Annotated in this window: 18 protein-coding genes and 1 tRNA gene; 12 read left to right on the top strand and 7 right to left on the bottom strand. The window is 68.0% G+C overall.

What is annotated here, in order from left to right:
* Positions 1-229: 229 nt before the first annotated feature.
* The 4 genes from HZY97_RS18555 to HZY97_RS18540 all read left to right on the top strand — a co-directional run bounded on the left by HZY97_RS18555 (position 230) and on the right by HZY97_RS18540 (position 7,138).
* Positions 230-1,441: an efflux RND transporter periplasmic adaptor subunit gene (locus HZY97_RS18555; protein ID WP_373684429.1), complete on the top strand. Its 1,212-nt coding sequence runs from the start codon at positions 230-232 to the stop codon at positions 1,439-1,441.
* 6 nt (positions 1,442-1,447) lie between these two features.
* The gene (locus tag HZY97_RS18550) at positions 1,448-4,645 is read left to right on the top strand and encodes an efflux RND transporter permease subunit (RefSeq protein WP_180147405.1); all 3,198 of its coding nucleotides are present in this window, start codon (positions 1,448-1,450) and stop codon (positions 4,643-4,645) included.
* Positions 4,642-6,069, top strand: coding sequence for an efflux transporter outer membrane subunit (locus HZY97_RS18545; protein WP_180147402.1), 1,428 nt, complete (start codon positions 4,642-4,644; stop codon positions 6,067-6,069). Before HZY97_RS18550 ends, HZY97_RS18545 begins: the two co-directional genes overlap by 4 nt.
* Positions 6,070-6,355: 286 nt before the next feature.
* Positions 6,356-7,138, top strand: a complete 783-nt coding sequence (locus HZY97_RS18540; protein WP_180147399.1) for an enoyl-CoA hydratase-related protein — start codon at positions 6,356-6,358, stop codon at positions 7,136-7,138.
* Here the strand turns inward: HZY97_RS18540 and HZY97_RS18535 are convergent, their stop codons facing one another.
* A complete protein-coding gene (locus HZY97_RS18535) occupies positions 7,139-8,686 on the bottom strand; it encodes a DHA2 family efflux MFS transporter permease subunit (protein ID WP_180147396.1) in 1,548 nt (515 codons plus the stop codon).
* 71 nt (positions 8,687-8,757) lie between these two features.
* On the opposite strand from HZY97_RS18535, the gene HZY97_RS18530 reads away from it, so the two are divergent.
* From HZY97_RS18530 to hemW, 4 genes are all read left to right on the top strand, one after another.
* Positions 8,758-9,351 carry a TetR/AcrR family transcriptional regulator gene (locus tag HZY97_RS18530; RefSeq protein WP_180147393.1) on the top strand — a complete coding sequence of 198 codons (594 nt, stop codon included), beginning with the start codon at positions 8,758-8,760 and terminating at the stop codon, positions 9,349-9,351.
* The gene (locus HZY97_RS18525) at positions 9,348-10,451 is read left to right on the top strand and encodes an HlyD family secretion protein (protein ID WP_180147389.1); all 1,104 of its coding nucleotides are present in this window, start codon (positions 9,348-9,350) and stop codon (positions 10,449-10,451) included. Before HZY97_RS18530 ends, HZY97_RS18525 begins: the two co-directional genes overlap by 4 nt.
* A gap of 43 nt (positions 10,452-10,494) precedes the next feature.
* Positions 10,495-10,568 (top strand) — tRNA-Gly (locus tag HZY97_RS18520).
* 14 nt (positions 10,569-10,582) lie between these two features.
* The gene (gene hemW / locus HZY97_RS18515) at positions 10,583-11,713 is read left to right on the top strand and encodes a radical SAM family heme chaperone HemW (RefSeq protein ID WP_180147386.1); all 1,131 of its coding nucleotides are present in this window, start codon (positions 10,583-10,585) and stop codon (positions 11,711-11,713) included.
* Here hemW and HZY97_RS18510 read toward each other — a convergent pair.
* On the bottom strand, positions 11,710-12,912 hold the full coding sequence (locus HZY97_RS18510) for a penicillin-binding protein activator (protein ID WP_180147383.1): 1,203 nt from the start codon (positions 12,910-12,912) through the stop codon (positions 11,710-11,712). The two genes, hemW and HZY97_RS18510, sit on opposite strands and share 4 nt — an antisense overlap.
* Positions 12,913-12,924: 12 nt before the next feature.
* Here HZY97_RS18510 and rsmI point away from each other — a divergent pair, with 12 nt between their 5' ends.
* Entirely contained in the window at positions 12,925-13,758 is an 834-nt protein-coding gene (gene rsmI, locus HZY97_RS18505) for a 16S rRNA (cytidine(1402)-2'-O)-methyltransferase (RefSeq protein ID WP_180147380.1), read from the top strand.
* Positions 13,759-14,107: 349 nt separating this feature from the next.
* On the opposite strand, the gene HZY97_RS18500 is transcribed toward rsmI, so the two are convergent.
* The gene (locus HZY97_RS18500) at positions 14,108-14,287 is read right to left on the bottom strand and encodes a hypothetical protein (RefSeq protein ID WP_180147378.1); all 180 of its coding nucleotides are present in this window, start codon (positions 14,285-14,287) and stop codon (positions 14,108-14,110) included.
* A gap of 88 nt (positions 14,288-14,375) precedes the next feature.
* Between HZY97_RS18500 and HZY97_RS18495 the strand changes: the two genes are divergently transcribed.
* The 3 genes from HZY97_RS18495 (at position 14,376) to HZY97_RS18485 (ending at position 16,489) form a co-directional block, all read left to right on the top strand.
* Positions 14,376-14,744, top strand: a complete 369-nt coding sequence (locus HZY97_RS18495) for a YraN family protein (protein WP_180147375.1) — start codon at positions 14,376-14,378, stop codon at positions 14,742-14,744.
* Between the two features lie 45 nt (positions 14,745-14,789).
* Positions 14,790-15,752 carry a glutathione synthase gene (gshB, locus tag HZY97_RS18490; RefSeq protein WP_180147372.1) on the top strand — a complete coding sequence of 321 codons (963 nt, stop codon included), beginning with the start codon at positions 14,790-14,792 and terminating at the stop codon, positions 15,750-15,752.
* Positions 15,753-15,904: 152 nt separating this feature from the next.
* Positions 15,905-16,489, top strand: a complete 585-nt coding sequence (locus HZY97_RS18485) for a DedA family protein (protein WP_180147369.1) — start codon at positions 15,905-15,907, stop codon at positions 16,487-16,489.
* Here HZY97_RS18485 and HZY97_RS18480 read toward each other — a convergent pair.
* The 4 genes from HZY97_RS18480 to HZY97_RS18465 all read right to left on the bottom strand — a co-directional run bounded on the left by HZY97_RS18480 (position 16,467) and on the right by HZY97_RS18465 (position 19,083).
* Positions 16,467-16,940, bottom strand: coding sequence for a GAF domain-containing protein (locus HZY97_RS18480; protein WP_180147365.1), 474 nt, complete (start codon positions 16,938-16,940; stop codon positions 16,467-16,469). The two genes, HZY97_RS18485 and HZY97_RS18480, sit on opposite strands and share 23 nt — an antisense overlap.
* 44 nt (positions 16,941-16,984) lie before the next feature.
* A complete protein-coding gene (locus HZY97_RS18475; protein ID WP_180147363.1) occupies positions 16,985-17,878 on the bottom strand; it encodes a tyrosine recombinase XerC in 894 nt (297 codons plus the stop codon).
* Positions 17,879-18,045: 167 nt separating this feature from the next.
* Positions 18,046-18,702: a fructose-6-phosphate aldolase gene (gene fsa / locus HZY97_RS18470; protein WP_180147360.1), complete on the bottom strand. Its 657-nt coding sequence runs from the start codon at positions 18,700-18,702 to the stop codon at positions 18,046-18,048.
* 12 nt (positions 18,703-18,714) lie between these two features.
* Positions 18,715-19,083, bottom strand: coding sequence for a hypothetical protein (locus HZY97_RS18465; protein ID WP_180147357.1), 369 nt, complete (start codon positions 19,081-19,083; stop codon positions 18,715-18,717).
* Positions 19,084-19,130: the final 47 nt, after the last annotated feature.

Here is a 19,130-nt window from a genome sequence, read left to right as displayed (position 1 = left end):
TAGGCCGCTTCCGCGCAACCCGCAACGCGAAAGCCTGTAGCTGCCGGGAACCTTGTCATAGCGCGGCAATTGTTGCGCACACTATCCATATCGTGGAAACGTGCCCCTAGCCGCGCCAGTGTTTCGCGTTTCCGGCATATTTCTTGTGTTGCACCTGCTCAGGGCCCTGCCCAAGAGCGTTTCCGCATAGAACCGCGCCCGAGTCGGCGCCTTGATCCGGGTTGAAAACTTGCACCGAATCACTGTTGGCGGTCCTCGCCTTCCTGCCTTTGCCCTGCTTTCCACTGCGCTGATTCTCGCCTCCTGCGGGAGCGGTAGCCAGACCGCCCAGAAAAAGGGCGCGGGCGGCCCGCCGACAGTGGGCTTCGTCGTCGTCCAGCCGGGCGAAGTGCCCGTCGTCGCCGAGCTGACCGGGCGGGTGAACCCGTTCCAGGTCTCCGAAGTCCGTCCGCAGGTCGCCGGTGTCGTGCGCAAGCGCTTCTTCAAGGAAGGCTCGATCGTCCATCAGGGCCAGACGCTCTACCAGATCGACCCGAGCCTCTATTCGGCGAGCGTCTCCGAGGCGTCGGCCAATCTGCAGAATGCCCAGGCCAATGCCGAGGCGGCGCGGATCAAGGCGGACCGCTACAAGCCGCTGGCCGAGGCCGAGGCGGTGTCGAAGCAGGATTATACCGATGCCACCGCAGCTGCGCGCCAGGCACGCGCGCAGGTCGCGCAGACCGGTGCGCAGCTGCGCACCGCGAAGATCAACCTGAACTTCACCCGCGTCCCCGCGCCGATCACCGGCCGCATCGGCCGCTCGCTGTTCACCGAAGGCGCGCTGGTCACCACCAACCAGGCCGATCCGCTCGCCGTGATCCAGCGGCTCGATCCGATCTATGTCGACATCCAGCAGTCGAGCAGCGACCTGCTGGCGCTGCGTCGCTCGCTCGCCCAGCAGGGCGTGTCGCCGGGCAGCGCCAGCGTGCGCCTCAAGCTCGAGGACGGCAGCGAATATGGCTCGGTCGGCACCGTCCAGTTCTCCGAAGTGATGGTCGACCAGACCACCGGCACGGTGACGCTGCGCGCCAGCTTCCCCAATCCCGAGGGCCTGTTGCTGCCGGGCATGTTCGTCCGCGCGATCTTCACCCAGGCAATCGACACCCGCGCCTTCCTGGTACCGCAGCAGGCGGTGTCGCGCGATGCCAAGGGCAAGGCGCAGCTCTGGGTCGTCGGCCCCGACAACAAGGCAGTGCGCCGCGACATCGTCGCCGATCGCGTCCAGGGCGCCAACTGGGTCGTCACCGCCGGGCTCAGCCCGGGCGACAAGGTGATCACGCAAGGCGTCGCCAATCTGAAGCCGAACGCCGCCATCAAGCCGGTTCCGGCCGATACGCCGCAGAAGATCGAGGCACCCCGCAAGGGCCAGGCCACCGGCGCTGCCAAGTCGAAGGGCGGCTAAGCCACTATGTCCCGCGTATTCATCGATCGCCCGATCTTCGCCTGGGTGATCGCGATCATCACGATGCTGCTCGGGCTGGGCGCGATCTTCACGCTGCCGATCGCGCAATATCCCGACATCGCGCCGCCCCAGGTCAATATCCGCGCCACCTATCCCGGCGCATCGGCGGAGACAGTGCAAAACTCGGTCACCCAGGTGATCGAGCAGCAGCTGACCGGCATCGACGGGCTGCTCTATTTCAGCTCGTCCTCGAGCTCGCGCGGCCAGGTGACGATCTCGGCGACCTTCGACAAGGGCACCGATCCCGACATCGCGCAGGTCCAGGTGCAGAACCAGGTTCAGGGCGGCCTTTCCCGCCTGCCGCAGCAGGTGCAGCAGCAGGGCATCCGCGTCACCAAGTCGAACCCGGACACTTTGCTCCTCGTCGGCATCTATGACGAGACCGACAAGGCGACCAATCGCGACGTTTCGGACTGGCTGACCTCGAACATGCAGGATCCGCTCGCCCGCCTGCCGGGCGTCGGCGACATCAACGTGTTCGGCGCGCCCTATGCGATGCGCATCTGGCTCAACCCGGAGCGGCTCGCGAGCTATGCGCTGATGCCGAGCGATGTCGTCACGGCGATCCAGAACCAGAATACCGAGATCGCGGCCGGCGAGATCGGCGGCCAGCCGATGCCGAGCACGCAGATGCTCAACGCGACGGTGACCGCCCAGTCGCGCCTGCAGACGCCCGACCAGTTCGCCAAGATCATCCTCAAGACCCAGACCAGCGGCGCGCATGTGCTGCTCAAGGACGTCGCGCGGATCGAGCTGGGCGCCGAGAGCTACAGCTCGGTCACGCGCCTCAACGGCCATCCGGGCTCGGGCATCGCGATCAGCACCGCGCCGGGCGCCGACGCGCTCAAGACCGCCGACCTGGTCAAGGACACGGTCGCCAAGATGTCGAAGGGCTTCCCGCCCGGCTATAAATACGCCTACGCGAACGACACCACCGAGTTCATCACGCTTTCGATCCACGAAGTGGTGAAGACGCTGATCGAGGCGATCATCCTCGTCGTCATCGTGATGTTCGTCTTCCTGCAGAGCTGGCGCGCCACGCTCGTCCCGATGATCGCGGTGCCGGTGGTGCTGCTCGGCACCTTCGCGGTGTTCGCCGCGCTCGGCTATTCGATCAACACGCTCACCCTGTTCGGCCTGGTGCTGGTGATCGGCCTGCTCGTCGACGATGCGATCGTCGTCGTCGAGAATGTCGAGCGGCTGATGGAGGAGGATCCCGAGCTCACCCCGCGCGAAGCGACGATCAAGTCGATGGACCAGATCCAGATCGCGCTGGTGGCGATCGCGCTGGTGCTGTCGGCCGTGTTCCTGCCGATGGCGTTCTTCGGCGGATCGACCGGCGTGATCTACCGCCAGTTCTCGGTGACGATCGTCTCGGCGATGATCCTCTCGGTGCTCGTCGCGCTGATCCTCAGCCCCGCGCTCACCGCCACCGTGCTCAAGCGCAAGAAGGACGAGCATCCCGAGGAGAGCTGGCTCGGGCGCCGCGCCCCCTGGCTCGGACGCGCCTTCCACACCGGTTCGGAGAAGTTCAACAAGGGCTTCAACTGGACGGTCGAGAAATACACCGGCACGATCAGCTATGTCGTCGATCGCAAGTGGATCTTCCTGCTGATCTACCTGCTCGTCTGCGCGCTGCTCGTGCTGATGTTCTACCGCCTGCCCACCGGCTTCCTGCCCACCGAGGATCAGGGCGCCGCGCAGATCCAGTGGCGCCTGCCCGCCGGCGCCACCCAGGCGCGCACGCAGGAAGTGCAGCTCGCGGTCGAGAAATATCTCACCTCGCAGGAAGGCAAGAACGTCCGCACGATGTTCACTGTCGCCGGCGGTGGCGGCGGTGGCGGCAGCGCGAGCGGCCAGAATACGGGCCAGGCCTATATCAACTTCGCGCCCTGGGACGACCGTCCGGGCACCAAGAACGGTGCCGACGCGATCGTCCAGCGCGCCTCGGGCGCCTTCCGCAACTTCCGTGATGCCCAGGTCTTCGCGCTGGTCCCCGCCGCGATCCGCGGCCTGGGCAGCTCGAACGGCTTCACGATGGAGCTGCAGAATTCCAGTGGCATGAGCCGCGACGACTTCGTCGCCGCACGCGACAAGCTGCTCGCCGCCGCGAACGCCGATCCCGACCTCGCCAATGTCCGCCTGTCCGACCTGCCCGACGTGTCGACGCTCAAGATCAACATGGACCAGGAGAAGCTGGCGGCGCTCGGCCTCAACCAGTCGGCAGTAAACTCGACGCTGTCGACCGCCTGGGGCGGCGCCTATGTGAACGACTTCATCGATCGCGGCCGCGTGAAGCGCGTCTATGTCCAGGGCGACGCGCCGTTCCGCAATTCGCCGGACAGCATCGACCAGTGGTTCGTCCGCGGCAGCACCGGCGTGATGACGCCCTTCTCGTCCTTCGCCAGCACGAGCTGGTCGACCGCGCCGACCACGCTCTCGCGCTTCCAGGGCATTCCCAGCTTCGAGTTCCAGGGCCAGCCGGCACCGGGCAAGAGCTCGGGCGACGCGATGAAGCGGATCGAGGCGCTCGCGGCGCAGATCCCGGGCACCAGCATCTCCTGGGCCGGCCTCTCCTATCAGGAGCGGCTCGCCGGCGGCCAGGCACCCCTGCTCTACGGCATCTCGCTGATCGTCGTGTTCCTGTGCCTCGCCGCGCTCTACGAGAGCTGGTCGATCCCGGTCGCCGCGATGCTCGTCATCCCGCTCGGCCTGATCGGCGCGGTGTTCGCGGTGATGCTGCGCGGGCTGCAGAACGACGTTTATCTCCAGATCGGCCTGCTCACCACGATGGGGCTGGCGACCAAGAACGCGATCCTGATGATCGAGTTCGCCGAACGCGCCGAGAAGGAAGGCAAGCGCGTGATCGAGGCTGCGCTCGAAGCCGCCCGCATCCGCTTCCGCCCGATCGTGATGACCAGCCTCGCCTTCATCTTCGGCGTGCTGCCGCTGGCGATCTCGACCGGAGCCGGCGCCAATAGCCGCATCGCGATCGGCACCGCGGTGATCGGCGGCATGCTTACCGCGCTGATCCTCGCCATCTTCTACATCCCGCTGTTCTTCGTGCTCGTCCGCCGCGGCGTGCGCGACGCGATCAAGGCCGTTCGCGAACGGCGAGCCCGCAAGCGGGAGGCACGGGCATGAAGCGCGCGATACTGACCCTGCTCCTCGGCACGGCACTCGCCGGCTGCTCGATGGACCCCAAGCTCGAAGTGCCGGCCGCACCGGTGCCGCAGAGCTGGCCGGTGGGCGACGCCTATCTGAAGGCCAATGAGGCGGCGCTGCCCAGCGTCACCTATCAGGACATCTTCAAGGATCCCCGACTCCAGAAGCTGATCGAACGGGCGCTGGCCAACAACCGCGACCTGCGCATCGCCGCCGCCAACATCGCCGCGGCACGCGCGCAATACCGCATCCAGCGCGCCGACCGCCTGCCCGGCATCGATGCCGGCGCCGGCGCCACCGTCACGAAAAGCGACGGCACCGCGCGGCAGACCAATTTCTCCGGCAATGTCAGCGTCACTGCGTTCGAGCTCGACCTGTTCGGCCGCGTCGCCTCGCTCACCCGGGCCGAGCAGAATAACTGGTTCGCCACCGAAGCCGCGGCCCGTGCGACCCGGCTCGTGCTGGTCGGCGACATCGCCACCGCCTGGCTCAACTATGCGGCCGACGCCAGCCTGCTCAAGATCGCGCAGGACACCGCGGGCAATGCCGAGCGCTCGGTCAAGCTCACTGACCTGCGGCTGCAGGGCGGCATCGCCCCGCGCACCGATCTTGCCCAGGCGCAGCAGACGCTCGCCAGCGCCCAGTCCGACGTTGCGCAGCAGAAGACCGCGCTGGCGCAGGACATCAATGCGCTGCGCCTGCTCGTCGGCACCGAGATCGATCCGGCGCTGCTGTCTTCCGCGATCGAGGAAGCAGCCCCCACCGTCGCCGAGCTGCCCGCCGGCGTCGATTCGGGCGTGCTGCTCCGCCGGCCGGACGTGGTGCAGGCCGAATATCAGCTGCGCGCCGCCAATGCCGAGATCGGCGCGGCCCGCGCCGCCCTGTTCCCGCGCATCTCACTCACCGGGCTGCTCGGCTTTGCCAGCAATGCGCTGACCGGGCTGTTCTCGGGCAACGGCTTCCACTGGTCGGGCGCCGCCAATGCCAACTACCCGATCTTCAACGCCGGCGCCGGCCGCGCAGGCGTGGCGCTCAGCGAAGCCCAGCGCGACGCGGCAGTCGCCAGCTATGAGAAGTCGATCCAGACCGCCTTCCGCGAAGTTGCCGACGCACTCGCCCGCCGCGGCACGATCGACGACCAGCTCAAGGCGGATACGAGCAACCTCGCCGCGGCGCAGGACAGCTACCGCCTGTCCGAAGCCCGCTACCGCGGCGGCATCGACAATTTCCTGGCGAGCCTGGTCGCGCAGCGTTCCTATTATTCCGCCCAGCGCGGGCTGGTGAACACGCGCCTGATCGAAGCGACCAATCTGGTGACGCTCTACCGCACGCTCGGCGGCGATTCGCTGCTGACGGTGACCCCGCAAGGGCCGCAGCCGGTGACTGGCTCGCCGACGCCCTAGCCTCCCACCCTCCTTGCTGCTCCCCGGCGAAGGCCGGGGCCCAGCCTCGGTAAAGCTGGCTAGACGCGGACACCTCTCGAACGACGTTGCAACTGGGCCCCGGCCTTCGCCGGGGAACAGGTGAAGGCCCACAAGTCCTCAAGTGATTCGGCAGAGAAACCCCGGGCCCCGGCTTTCGCCGGGGAGCAGCCTTGCCGCGAGCGCCGATGCCCTAGGGGAATTCAGGCCACCCTTCCCCCTCTCCACCCGCGCCGCTATCGGTTGCGAAGCGAAACGGGAGTTGATGATGGCTTACGAGACGATCCTGACCGAGCGCACCGGCGATGTGCTGGTGATCACGCTCAACCGGCCCGATCGCCTCAATGCCGCGCCGCCGGCGATGTTCGACGAGATCCGGGACGCGCTGGACAATCTCGACGGTGCCCGCGCGGTGCTGATCCAGGGCGCCGGCCGCGCCTTTTGCTCGGGCGCCGATGTCGCGAGCGGCGCGCTTGCCTCGGCCGATCCGGGCGCTGCGACGCATGCCGCACTTAGCGACCATTATAATCCCGGCATCCTCGCCGTGGCGCGCGCAAGCGTGCCGGTGGTCACCGCAGTGCGCGGCCCCGCCGCCGGCATCGGCTGCAGCCTGGCGCTCGCCGCCGATTTCTGCGTGGCGAGCAATACCGCCTATTTCCTCCAGGCCTTCGTCAATATCGGCCTGGTCCCCGATGGCGGCGCGACCTGGCTGCTCCCCCGCCTGGTCGGCCGCGCCCGCGCCACCGAGATGATGATGCTCGGCGAGAAGCTCCCCGCGGCGAAGGCGCATGATTGGGGCCTGGTCCACAGCGTCATCTCCGACGAGCAGCTCGAGCATGAAGCGCTGGCGCTGGCCACGCGCCTCGCCGCCGGGCCTACGCTGGCGCTCGGCATGATTCGCCAGGGGCTGGGCCAGGCGCTCGAAATGAGCCTGGAGCAGACCATGGCGATGGAAGCTGACAACCAGCGCACCGCACGCGGCGCCGCGGACTCGATGGAGGGCGGCATGGCCTTCCTCCAGAAGCGCCAGCCCAACTTCACCGGCAAGTAGTCAGCCTCGCGCCGGCGGACGGCAGAACGGCACGAGGACCAGCGCGGCGAGGAACAGCATTGCCATGATCCGGAACACGTCGTTGAACGCCAGCGTCAGCGCCTCGCGCTGGGCGAGCTGCCCCGCGAGCCCCTGCGCCATCTGCAGCGCGTGCGCCGAATCGGGAGTGAGCGCGCCGATATGCTGCGCCAGTCCCGCGATCAGTTCGCTGCCCGATCGTCCCGCTGCGCCCAGCGCCTCGCCGAGCCGCAGCATGTGCAGCCGGGCATTGTCTTGCAGCCAGGTATTGACCAGCGCGATGCCGATCGCCCCGCCCAGGTTCCGCATCAGATTGAACAGTCCGGACGCATAACGCAGCTCCGGCCCCGCGAACCCGGCCAGCGCCAGGTTTACGCTCGGCACGATGCACAGCATGATCGCGAAGCTGCGCACCGCCTGCGGCCAGAGCAAGGCGTGAAAGCCCCAATCGGGGGTCATGAAGCTGAACAGCCACAGCCCGGCGGCGAACAGGCTCAGCCCGAAGGTGATCATGATCCGCGGGTCGATCCGCTGCGACAGCGATGCCGCGATCGGCACGCCGAGCATCTGGACGATACCGGCGATGAACACGGTCGAGCCGATCTCCGAGGCATTGTAGCCGCGCACCGTGCCGAGGAAGACCGGCACCAGATAGGTCGCGGAATAAATGCCGAAGCCGATCACCAGGTTGAACACGCAGGCGAAGACGAAGGTCGGCTTGCGGAAGGGCGACAGGTTGACGATCGGGTTCTCCGACCGGAACGAGCGTTCGAGGAACAGCAGCAGCGCGACGAAGCTCAGCCAGGCGGCGGTGGCGATCGCGTGGTCCTGCAGCCAGTCGTTCTTCGGCCCCTCCTCCAGCACATATTCGAGCCCGCCGAGGAACACGGCCATCGCGACCAGATGCGTCCAGTCGATCCGCTTGAGCATCGACAGATTGGGCAGGTCGACGCGGATCATCGTGAAGGCGAGCGTCGCCACGACGGCGCCGGGCAGGATGTTGATGTAGAAGATCCAGCGCCAGCCGGCCGCATCGGTGATCCATCCGCCCAGAGTGGGGCCCAACGTTGGCGCCAGTACGGAGACCATCCCAAGGATCGCCGGGATCATCGCGCGCTGCTTGCCGGTGAACATCGCAAAGCCGGTGGCGAACACCGTCGGCACCATCGCCCCGCCGACAAATCCCTGGAGCGCGCGGAAAGCGATCATCGACTCGATGCTCCACGCCAGGCCGCACAATGCGCTCGCGATCGTGAACAGACCGGCCGAAAGCGCGAACAACCAGCGCGTCGACATCGCCTGCGCCAGAAAGGCCGAGAAGGGGATCATCACCAGCTCGGCCATCAGATACGCCGTCTGCACCCAACTGATCTCGTCCGAGCTGGCCGACAGGCCGGCGCGGACCTCGTTCAGCGAGGCGGCGACGATCTGGATGTCGATCAGCGCCATGAACTGGCCGAACGCCATCACGCCGAAGATCAGGAATTTCCGCCGGTCCGGCAGCGCCTGGGGGTCGATATTCTGCGCCATGCCTGCCTCTTGCGAACTGCCCGGCACTCTTTATATGATGCACGTCATATAAAACAAGGAGCGCCCCGAAAATGCGCTATCCGCGTGAACATAGCGAACTTACCCGTACGAAGATTCTGAAGGAGGCGGCGAGCGCGATCCGGGCCAAGGGGCCCGAGGGCGTGGGCGTCGCCGCCTTGATGAAGCAGGCCGGCCTCACCCATGGCGGCTTCTACGCCCATTTCGCCTCCAAGGACGATCTGGTGGCGCAGGCGATCGGGGTGATGTTCGAGGAGGCCCGGGATCGCTTCGACCGCACCCTGGCCGGTGCCGACCCGCGCGCCGCCCTCTCCAACTACGTGGCCTTCTACCTCTCTCCCGGCCACCGCGATGCCCGCACCCGCGGCTGCCCGGTAGCGGCGCTGTCGGGCGACATGGCCCGCCTCGAGCCCGAGGCCCGCACCCGCTTCGCCCAGGGCATCTCCACTCTCGCCGGCTGGCTCGCCGAAGCGCTGGAGCGCCACGGCGTGGCGCATTCCCAGGCGGCCGGCCGGTCGATGCTGGCCGAGCTGGTGGGCGCGCTCCTCCTCTCCCGCACGGTCGCCGACCCCGCCGAATCCGACGCGATCCTCGCCGATTCGGCGGCCGCGATCCGCACCCGCTACCAGCTGGAGTCCGCCCAATGAACGCGCATGCCGAGATCGCGGCGGAAGCCCCCGCCCGCCGCCGCTTCCCCCGCGCGGCGCTCGCCGGCGGCGCGGCAGTCCTGCTCGGCCTGGCCGGCACGGTATGGATCGCCCTGCCCGCATCGAGCGAGACCACCGACAACGCCTATCTGCGTGCCGATTCGACCCAGGTCTCGGCCAGGATCGGTGGCCAGATCGCCGAGGTGCTGGTCCGCGACAACCAGCAGGTCCGCGCCGGCGACCCGCTCGTCCGCATCGACGACCGCGAGTTCGCCGCCAAGCTCGCCGCCGCTCAGGCAGCGGTGCGCGATGCCGACGCAGCCGTCGCGGCGGCCCGGGCAGCGCTCGTCTCGCAGGCCGCCGAGACGGTCGCCGCCGGCGCCGATGTTGCGGTGGCGCGCACTGCGATCGCCTCGTCGAACGCCGAAGTCGTCCGCGCCGAAGCCGACCGGGTGCGCTTCGACGAATTGCTCGACCGCGGCTTCGCCACGAAACGCGATGCCGAGCGGATGCGCGCCACTGCGATCGACGCGCGCGCCAAGCTCGATCAGAGCGGCGCCAGCCTCAACGCCACCCGCGACCGCGCGGCGGTTACCGGCGCCCGGCGTGCCAGCCTCGATGCCGGCCTCGCCAGCGCGATAGCCGGTGCCGAGCGCGCCCGCGCCGCGCTGCGCCTCGCCGAGCAGGACCAGGGCTATACGCTGGTCCGCGCGGCAGTGGACGGCGTGGTCGGCAATCGCCAGGCCCAGCCGGGGGACTATGTCCAGCCGGGCTCGCGGCTGCTCACCCTCGTGCCGGTGCGCCAGCTCTATGTCGTCGCCAATTTCAAGGAGACGCAGACCCGCAAGATGCTCGCCGGCCAGCCGGCCCTGGTGTGGGTCGATGCGCTCGGCGGCGATTCGCTGAAGGGCCATGTCGAGAGCTTCGCCCCGGCATCGGGCTCGGAATTCTCGCTGCTCCCCTTCGAGCCGGGCTCGGGCAACTTCACCAAGATCGTCCAGCGCGTGCCGGTGCGCATCGTTCTCGACCCCGGCCAGGCGGCGCTGGCGCGGCTGCGGCCCGGTCTTTCGACCACCGTGCAGGTTTCGTTCACGCACTGAGGTTGACCGCACCGGGGTGGCTGTGGCACTCGGCCGGCGGCTCGCGGGTATAGTACAATGGTAGTACAGCAGCCTTCCAAGCTGAATACACGGGTTCGATTCCCGTTACCCGCTCCAAGCCCCCTAAGCGCATGACCACCAAAACTCTCCCGCTCGCACTCTATGTGCACTGGCCGTTCTGCGTGTCGAAATGCCCCTATTGCGACTTCAACAGCCATGTCCGCGAGAGCGTCGATCAGGCCGCGTGGCGCGTCGCGATGCTTGCCGATCTGGCACATGAGGCCGGCGAACTGCCCGGCCGCAGGCTCGGCTCGATCTTCTTCGGCGGCGGCACCCCGTCGCTGATGCCGCCCGAAACGGTCGCCGCGGTGATCGAGGCGGCCGAGCGGCATTGGGGCTTCGAGCCCGGCATCGAGATCACGCTCGAGGCCAACCCCTCCTCGGTCGAGGCCGCGCGCTTCGCCGACATCGCCGCGGCGGGCGTCAACCGCGTCTCGCTCGGTCTGCAGGCGCTCGACGACGAGGCGCTTCGCTTCCTCGGCCGGGCGCACGGCGTCGACGAAGGGCTGGCCGCGCTCGATACCGCGCAGCGTGCCTTCAGCCGCGTCAGCTTCGACCTGATCTATGCCCGGCCCGAACAGGGCCTGAGCGACTGGGAAGCCGAGCTGCGCCGCGCCCTCTCCTTCGGCACCGAGCATCTCTCGCTCTACCAGCTGACCATCGAACCCGGCACGCGCTTCGCCACGCTGTTCGAGAAGGGCGAGCTGGCCGCCTTCGATCCCGATGCCGCCGCCGACCTGTTCGAGGCGACCCGGGCGATCACCGCCGCCGCCGGGCTGCCGGCCTATGAAATCTCCAACCATGCCCGGCCGGGTGCGGAGAGCCGGCACAACCTGACCTATTGGCGCTACAGCGACTATGCCGGGATCGGGCCCGGCGCGCATGGCCGGCGCGGGGGCATGGCCACCGTCCGCCACAAGAAGCCCGAGAACTGGCTCGCCGCCATCGAGCGCAACGGCCACGGCATGCAGATCGAAGACCCCCTCGCCCCGCACGACCGCGGCGTCGAGGCGCTGGTGATGGGCCTGCGCCTGGCCGAGGGCGTCGACCTGGTCCGCATCCCCGACGCCCCGCTCGACTTGAAGGCGGTGGCGGTGATGGAGACGCAGGGCCTGGTGAAGCGGGAGGGCACCCGCCTCACCGTGACCGATGCCGGCATGCCCGTGCTGGAAGCGATCCTGCGCGAGCTTGTCGTTACCTAATTGCCAAAGCCCGTCGGCGCCGGCGAGACCGTTGCCGTCGTCCCTGCCTTCACTTCCTGCACCTCGAGCGCACGCTCGGCGATGCCGTCGCGGCGGAAGCGGAAGGCACCGTCGAGGCCGCCAAAGCCGTCCGGCGCGGTCAGCCGCGATTCGGGGAAGGCGTCGCCCGCCCGCCATTCGCGCGCGATGCGCACGGTGAGCAGCACCGCGTCATAGCCGAGCGTCGACATCCGGTACGGCGCCGCGCCGAAGCGGGCGCGGTATTTGGTGGCATAAGTGCGGTAGTAATTGTCGGGCACGCTGGCGAACCAGGCGCCGTTGAGCACTGCGTTGCCGCCGATCGCCGAATCGGTGTTCCACAGCTCGGTGCCGAGGATCCGCGCGGTCTTGCCGCCGGCCGACTTGCGGATGATCGGCGCCGCGGTCACGCCGCTCGATCCCGAACCGGCGATCAGGATCGCCTGATAGGGCGTGCGCGACAGCTTGGTGATCGCATTGGTCATCGAGCCGGGACGACCGTCATAGGTCTCCATCGCGAGCACCTTGCCGCCTTGGTCCTCGACGGCGCGCAGGAACACGGTGGAGGCACGCTCGCCATAGACGCCCGAGACCATCAGCCCGGCGAAGTTGGATACGCCCTGCGTCTTGGCATATTCGACCACGCGCTCGATCGACTGGGCGGGCGAATAACCGAGCAGATAAGTGCCGTTGCCGGCCACCGCAGTGTCGTTCGAGAAGCTGAGCACCGGCACGCGTGCCGAGCGGGCGATCGGCGCCACTTCGCGCGCTTCTTCCGAAAGCAGCGGGCCGAGGATCAGCTTGTTGCCGTCGGCAATCGCCTGGCGGGCCGCAGCCCCGGCACCGCCGGCGCCGCCGGTATCATAAGTGGTGATGCGCAGCACATCCGAGCGCGTATCGAGCACCGCGAGCTGAGTCGCGTTCGACAGCGACTTGCCGACGCCGGCGTTCGGGCCGGTGAGCGGCACGAGCAAAGCGATGCGGTGCCGCTCGAGATCCTGGGGCAGGCCCGGCGCGATCGGGCGCGTCGTCGGCCGCTCGCGCGGTGCTTCCACGGTGGGCGCGGGCCGGGTTTCGGGGATTACACGGGGTCCGCTCGCGCAGGCGGCGAGCAGGGCAGCAAGGCCCAAAGCGGCCCAGCGGAGAATGCCCCGTTGCGGTGTGACGGTCGCGTCTGCCATTTACTCTCCCCGATGCACTCTGTTCTTACGCCCGGCCTCTATATCGTCGCCACCCCGATCGGCAATCTCGGTGACCTGTCGCCGCGCGCCAGCGAAATACTCCTGGGCGCCGATCTGGTTGCCGTTGAAGACAGCCGTGTGACAGCGAATCTGTTTCGCCACCTCGGCGCCAAGGGCAAGATGATGCCCTATCACGATCATAACGCCGATGCAGTCCGCCCCGGGCTGGTGGCGCGGATGGGCACCGAGGCGATCGCGCTCGTCTCCGATGCGGGCACGCCTTTGATCTCCGATCCCGGCTTCAAGCTGGTGCGTGACGCCCGCGCCGCCGGCCACACGGTAACGACGATCCCCGGCCCCTGCGCGGCAATCGCGGCGCTGACGCTCGCCGGCCTGCCGACCGACCGCTTCCTGTTCCTGGGCTTCCTGCCCTCCAAGCTGCACGCCCGCGCCGAATCGATCGCCGAGATCGCGGCCGTGCGCGCCACCTTGGTGCTCTACGAATCGGGCCCGCGGCTCTCGGCGTGCCTGACCGCGCTCGCCGAGGGGCTGGGCGACCGCGAGGCGGCGGTGGCGCGCGAGATCAGCAAGAAGTTCGAGGAATGCGTGACCGGCTCGCTCAGCCAGCTGGCCGAACGCTATGCCGAGGCGCCGCCGAAAGGCGAGATCGTCGTGGTCGTCGCCCCGCCGGGCGCCCCCGAGCCGGCCAGCGCCGACGATGCCGATGCCGCGCTCGCCGAAGCGCTGACCCGGCTGCCGGCGAGCAAGGCGGCCGGCGAAGTGGCGAAGAAGCTCGGGCTCGATCGCAAGGCGCTCTATGCGCGGGCGATGGAAATGAAGGGCTGACCCCATAGCGCGCGCCGAGTCGCGGCACGGAAAGTCACGAAAGTCACGACACTCACGCGCGGGCGCGCGAGGAGTGCCTGATTTCTTCGCTTTCCCGGGCAGGCGCCGCATCGCGCAAATTGCTTGCGCGAGGGCGATCCTATTTTTCCTGCGGGGTGAAGCGCTGCGCATGACCTGTGGAGGCAAGCAGGCGAAATCCTACATTGCAAGGATGGCGTGGTGATGGAGCTGCTCCCCGGCGAAGGCCGGGGCCCAGTCTCGACATATCATCGATGGCGCAGGAGACTCGCGAACGGCATTGCAACTGGGCCCCGGCCTTCGCCGGGGAAGTGCTAAATGCCGAGAGCCCTCAGGCGTATTCGCGCTCGAGCACGCCCATCTCGTCCGCGCCGGTCAGCTCGGCAAGGCGCTTGAGATAGGATTCGGCCAGCTGGCGACGGCGGAGCGCAGCGGCCTCGGTCAGCGCCCGTTTCGCGGCTGCCAGTTCCTGTGCGGCGCGACGCCGATAATAGCGTTCGTTCGATTCCATTTTTGCGACCCCCCGGCTGCACCGATAAACCCGGTCCGGTGCGACTCGGTCTGGCCATGGTAACCAAAGTTATCCACAGGTGCGAGTCGTGAGGGCAAGACGACCAACGGATCGCCGCGCTGCGGAAACGCGTGGCCGCGAAGGCGAGCGCCGGGCGGCCTGGTGGCTGTGGCTGAGGGGCTGGAAAATCCTCGATCGCCGCGTTCGCACCCCCGCCGGCGAAGTCGATCTGGTTGTGCGCCGCGGCAATCTGGTGGCGTTCGTCGAAGTCAAAACCCGTGCCGCGGCCGCCGATCTCGACTGGGCGATCGACGAGCGCCGGCTCGCCCGGGTGGCGGCCGCGGCGGAATATCTGATGCCGCGCTATGCCGGGCCGAACGACGACATCCGCGTCGACGTAATCCTCATTGCCCCCCGCACGCTCCCTCGCCATATCGAAAACGCCTGGATGGGGTGACTTAGTCGAATAAGTCACCTACAGCATTTGCAGCAAGGAGTTTTCATGTCGCTCACCGTCGCCGTGCAGATGGACCCGTTGGACGCGATCAACATCGCCGGCGATTCGACCTTTGCGCTGATGCTCTCGGCGCAGGCGCGCGGGCACAAGCTGTTCCACTATGCTGCCGAGGACCTGAACTATCGCGATGGCCGGGTGTGGACCAAGGCGCATCCGGTGACGGTGCAGCGCGTCGTCGGCGACCATTTCAAGTTCGGCGAGCCGGTCGCGCTCGACCTCGGCGAAGAAGCCGATGTCGTGCTGATGCGCCAGGATCCGCCGTTCGACCTCGGCTATATCACCGCTACCCATCTGCTCGAGCGGATCGCGGACAGGACTTTGGTGGTCAACGATCCCGCTTCGGTGCGCAACGCGCCCGAGAAGGTGTTCGTGCTCGACTATCCGCAGTTCATGCCGCCGACGTTGGTGACGCGCAGCCTGGAGGAGGCGCGCGCCTTCCTTGCCGAGCATGGCGCGATCGTGATCAAGCCGCTCCACGGCAATGGCGGCAAGGCGATCTTCAAGGTGGAAAGCGACGGCGCCAACCTCTCGGCGCTGATCGAAGTGTTCAACACCGCCTGGCGCGAGCCGCACATGGTGCAGGCCTTCCTTCCCTCGGTCGCGGCGGGCGACAAGCGCATCGTGCTGGTCGATGGCGAGGTGGCCGGCGCGATCAACCGTATCCCGGGCGAGGGCGAGATCCGATCGAACCTGGCGGTGGGCGGCAGCGCGGCGAAGACCGAGCTGACGGCGCGCGAGCAGGAGATTTGCGACGTGCTCGGGCCCGAGCTCAAGAAGCGCGGGCTGCTGTTCGTCGGCATCGACGTGATCGGCGGCGAGTGGCTGACCGAGATCAACGTCACCTCCCCCACCGGCATCGTCGCGATCGACCGGTTCAACGGCACCGATACCGGCGCGCTGATCTGGGCGGCGATCGAACGCCGCGTCGCCGAGCGGGGCCAGGTCTGATGGTTTTCTCTTTTCGGCTCCCCGGCGAAGGCCGGGGCCCAGTTGCAATGTCGTTCGAGAGGTTCTCGCGCCTCACCAGCCTGCCCGAGACTGGGCCCCGGCCTTCGCCGGGGAGCAGCCGGGCCGCAGCATAAGCGCACAGGTTCGAGCCGATGTGGGACGCCGTCTCCTGGGGATATTGGGGCATTTTCTGGCTGATGGTGCTGGAGAATGTGGTCCCGCCCATCCCTTCCGAAGCGATTATGAGCGTGGCCGGCATCGCCGTGGCGCGCGGGCAGATGGAGTTCGTGCTGGTGGTGCTCGCCGGCACGACGGGCACGGTCGTCGGCAATCTCTTCTGGTGGGAGATCGGCCGGCGGCTCGGCTATGAGCGGCTGAAACCAATCGTCGATCGCTGGGGCCGCTGGCTGACCGTCGACTGGCACGAGATCGAGCGGCTCAAGGCCTATTTCGACAAATGGGGCGGGCCGACCGTGCTGGTGTTCCGTTTCATGCCGGTGGGCCGCACGATCATCTCGGTCCCCGCCGGGCTGATGCACATGAAGTTCTGGCGCTTCGTGGGCTATACCGCAGTGGGCAGCGGGATCTGGAACCTGCTCCTGGTCAGCGCCGGCTATGCGCTGGGCGCGACGATCAAGGACATCGAGCATTGGGTGGCGCCGGCGATCTATGTGACGGTCGCGGGCATCGTGCTGGTCTATCTGTGGCGGGTGATCACCTGGAAGCCGAAAGGCTGAGCCGGTCGAGCGCGTCGGCAATGGTCTGCGCGTATGCCTCGATCTGCGGGACGATGCGGGCGAGGCCGGTGCGCGAGGCGGGATCGATCGCGCAGAGCGTGCCGAAGAAGCTGCCGTCGCCGCGGATGATCGGGAACGAGATATAGCTTTTGAAGCCGTAGAGCGCGGGCGTGTGGTGCGTGCGCCAGGCGGGGTCGGCATCGACATCGTCGATATAGACGCCGTGGCCGCTCGCACGAATCTCGTCGCAGATCGTTGTCTTGATCTGGAGCTCGTCGCCGGGGTGCAGCCCGAACTCGATCTTGTCGAGCAGCTGGCAGGCGATCCAGCGATCGGCGGTGACCCGCGCGACGGCGGCAAAGCCCATGCCGGTGAGCGCGCAGACATCGGCGAGGATCGCCTCGACCTCGGGGATGCGCTGCACGGCGACGATGTCTTCGGCATAGCTCATGGCGCTATCCTAGCCGATCGCTAAGCCGTTGCAATTGATCGGTATCAGGCGCGGGGATGCGCGTTGCGGTAGACGTCGAGCAGATGCGCGGCATCGACCGCGGTGTAGATCTGGGTCGAGCTGAGGCTGGCATGGCCGAGCAGTTCCTGGAGCGCGCGCAGATCGGCGCCGCGGCCGAGCAGATGCGTGGCGAAGCTGTGGCGCAGCGCATGCGGCGTAGTGCGGTCGGACAGGCCGAGCGCGGTCCGCGCCGCCTGGACCGACTTGCGGATCACCCCCGCAGGCATCGGGCCGCCCTTGGCGCCGCGGAACAGCGGCAGGTCGCGGGCGGTGCCATAGGGGCAGAGCCTGGCATAGGCCTCGATCGCGGCGCGGACCTGGGGGAGCAACGGCACGAGCCGGGTCTTGGCGCGCTTGCCGGTGACGCGCATCGCCTCGCCGAGCGGCAGCACCGCGCCGGTCAGCGCGACCGCTTCGCCGATGCGCAGCCCCGCGCCGTAGAGCAGGAGGAGCACCGCCCAGTCGCGCGCGGCGAGCCAGGGTTCGCGGGCGTCCTCCGACACGGTTTCGGCGAGTGCCACGGCTTCGTGCGGGGCGATCGGGCGGGGGACGCCCTTCTTGACGCGCGGGCCCTTGAGGCGAGGGAGCTCGGCTTCGTCGCCGACCGCGAATTTGAGGAAGCCGCGGACGGCGGAGAGCTCGCGGGCGGCGGAGGTGTTGGCCAGGCCGTCGTCGCGGCGATGCGCGAGATAGGCGCGCAGGTCGGCGGCGGTGATGGCGGCGAGCGCGTCGCGAGTGACGGGGCCGCCCCAATGGCGCTGGAGGAAGGCGACCAGCCGCTCGGCGGTGGCGCCATAGGCCCGCACCGTATGCGCCGAGCGCCGCCGGTCGCGGGCGAGATGCTGCGCGTAGAGGAGCGGGAGGGCGGGTTCGGTCATGGGGGGAGTGTATATCTCCCTCTCCCCTCTGGGGAGAGGGAAGGAGCGCCGAAGGCGCGGAAGGGAGAGGGGCAATGCGGCGAGCAGCGCGCGCGCCTCTCGTCCTGCCCCTCTCCCGACCTCGCTTCGCTCGGCCACCCTCTCCCCGGCGGGGAGAGGGAGAGAAGTTACCCGATCTTCTGCCCGGTCTTGGCCCAGTCGGCCATGAACGCGGCGATGCCCGAATCGGTCAGCGGGTGCTTGACCAGCTGGCGGATGACCGACGGCGGCGCAGTCATCACGTCGGCGCCGATCTTGGCGGCCTCGAGCACATGGATCGGGTTGCGCACGCTGGCGACCAGGATCTCGGTGTCGAAGTCGTAATTGTCGTAGATCGTGCGGATGTCGGCGATCAGGTCCATGCCCGGATAGCCGATATCGTCGTGGCGGCCGACGAACGGCGAGATGAAGGTCGCGCCGGCCTTAGCGGCGAGCAGCGCCTGGTTGGCCGAGAAGCACAGGGTCACGTTGACCATCGTGCCGTCGCTGGTCAGCGCCTTGCACGCCTTGAGGCCGTCGATCGTCAGCGGCACCTTGACCGCGACATTGTCGGCAACCTTACGGACGATCTCCGCCTCGCGCATCATGCCCTCGAAATCGAGCGCGACGACTTCGGCCGAGACCGGCATGCCCGGCACGATCTCGCAGATCTCCTTGACCACTTCGAGGAAGTCGCGGCCGGCCTTGTGGATCAGCGACGGGTTGGTGGTCACGCCGTCGAGCAGGCCGGTGGCGGCCAGGTCGCGAATGTCGGCGGTGTCGGCGGTGTCGGCGAAGAACTTCATCGGGAATCCTTGTCAGTCGTGCGTGAGCATCAGCTTTGCACGGGCGCCCTTAAGCCGATTCACCGTGACGCGATAGGTGCCGGGGCGCATCCGGTAATACAAGATCTTGTGGATCGTCGAACAGCGCGGCCCCTTGCTCTCCGACGTCATGTCGAGCGCCTTGCTGCCCTTGAGCGGAAATGCGTCGATCCAGCCGTCCTGGTCGATCGCGATGCCGACCTTGCCCGGCTTGCGGATGGTGATGCGCGTCTCGATCGCGCCCTTGCGCGCCGGCAGCGTCACGGCATGACCGGTATCGAGGCCCTTGCCGTCGCGCGTCCAGCCATAGAGCGGACGCGGCAGCCGCGTATCGAGCGCGGTGCAGCGGCCCTGCACCGCCATCGTCAAAGCAAGCGCCGTTAGAATCATCGCCGTCCCCCTGGTTGATG

The sequence above is a fragment of the Sphingomonas sp. R-74633 genome (assembly GCF_013416555.1).
In the GTDB taxonomy this organism is placed as follows: domain Bacteria; phylum Pseudomonadota; class Alphaproteobacteria; order Sphingomonadales; family Sphingomonadaceae; genus Sphingomonas.
The sequence above is the reverse complement of the archived record's forward strand: the minus strand, read 5'-3'. Positions and strand labels throughout refer to the sequence as shown.

Excerpts from the sequence above, each read along its gene's own strand:
- HZY97_RS18550 (WP_180147405.1), top strand. The coding sequence starts at position 1,448 with ATGTCCCGCGTATTCATCGATCGCCCGATCTTCGCCTGGGTGATCGCG.
- HZY97_RS18545 (WP_180147402.1), top strand. The coding sequence starts at position 4,642 with ATGAAGCGCGCGATACTGACCCTGCTCCTCGGCACGGCACTCGCCGGC.
- HZY97_RS18540 (WP_180147399.1), top strand. The coding sequence starts at position 6,356 with ATGGCTTACGAGACGATCCTGACCGAGCGCACCGGCGATGTGCTGGTG.
- HZY97_RS18535 (WP_180147396.1), bottom strand. The coding sequence starts at position 8,686 with ATGGCGCAGAATATCGACCCCCAGGCGCTGCCGGACCGGCGGAAATTC.
- HZY97_RS18530 (WP_180147393.1), top strand. The coding sequence starts at position 8,758 with ATGCGCTATCCGCGTGAACATAGCGAACTTACCCGTACGAAGATTCTG.
- HZY97_RS18525 (WP_180147389.1), top strand. The coding sequence starts at position 9,348 with ATGAACGCGCATGCCGAGATCGCGGCGGAAGCCCCCGCCCGCCGCCGC.
- hemW (WP_180147386.1), top strand. The coding sequence starts at position 10,583 with ATGACCACCAAAACTCTCCCGCTCGCACTCTATGTGCACTGGCCGTTC.
- HZY97_RS18510 (WP_180147383.1), bottom strand. The coding sequence starts at position 12,912 with ATGGCAGACGCGACCGTCACACCGCAACGGGGCATTCTCCGCTGGGCC.
- rsmI (WP_180147380.1), top strand. The coding sequence starts at position 12,925 with ATGCACTCTGTTCTTACGCCCGGCCTCTATATCGTCGCCACCCCGATC.
- HZY97_RS18500 (WP_180147378.1), bottom strand. The coding sequence starts at position 14,287 with ATGGAATCGAACGAACGCTATTATCGGCGTCGCGCCGCACAGGAACTG.
- gshB (WP_180147372.1), top strand. The coding sequence starts at position 14,790 with ATGTCGCTCACCGTCGCCGTGCAGATGGACCCGTTGGACGCGATCAAC.
- HZY97_RS18485 (WP_180147369.1), top strand. The coding sequence starts at position 15,905 with ATGTGGGACGCCGTCTCCTGGGGATATTGGGGCATTTTCTGGCTGATG.
- HZY97_RS18480 (WP_180147365.1), bottom strand. The coding sequence starts at position 16,940 with ATGAGCTATGCCGAAGACATCGTCGCCGTGCAGCGCATCCCCGAGGTC.
- HZY97_RS18475 (WP_180147363.1), bottom strand. The coding sequence starts at position 17,878 with ATGACCGAACCCGCCCTCCCGCTCCTCTACGCGCAGCATCTCGCCCGC.
- fsa (WP_180147360.1), bottom strand. The coding sequence starts at position 18,702 with ATGAAGTTCTTCGCCGACACCGCCGACACCGCCGACATTCGCGACCTG.
- HZY97_RS18465 (WP_180147357.1), bottom strand. The coding sequence starts at position 19,083 with ATGGCGGTGCAGGGCCGCTGCACCGCGCTCGATACGCGGCTGCCGCGT.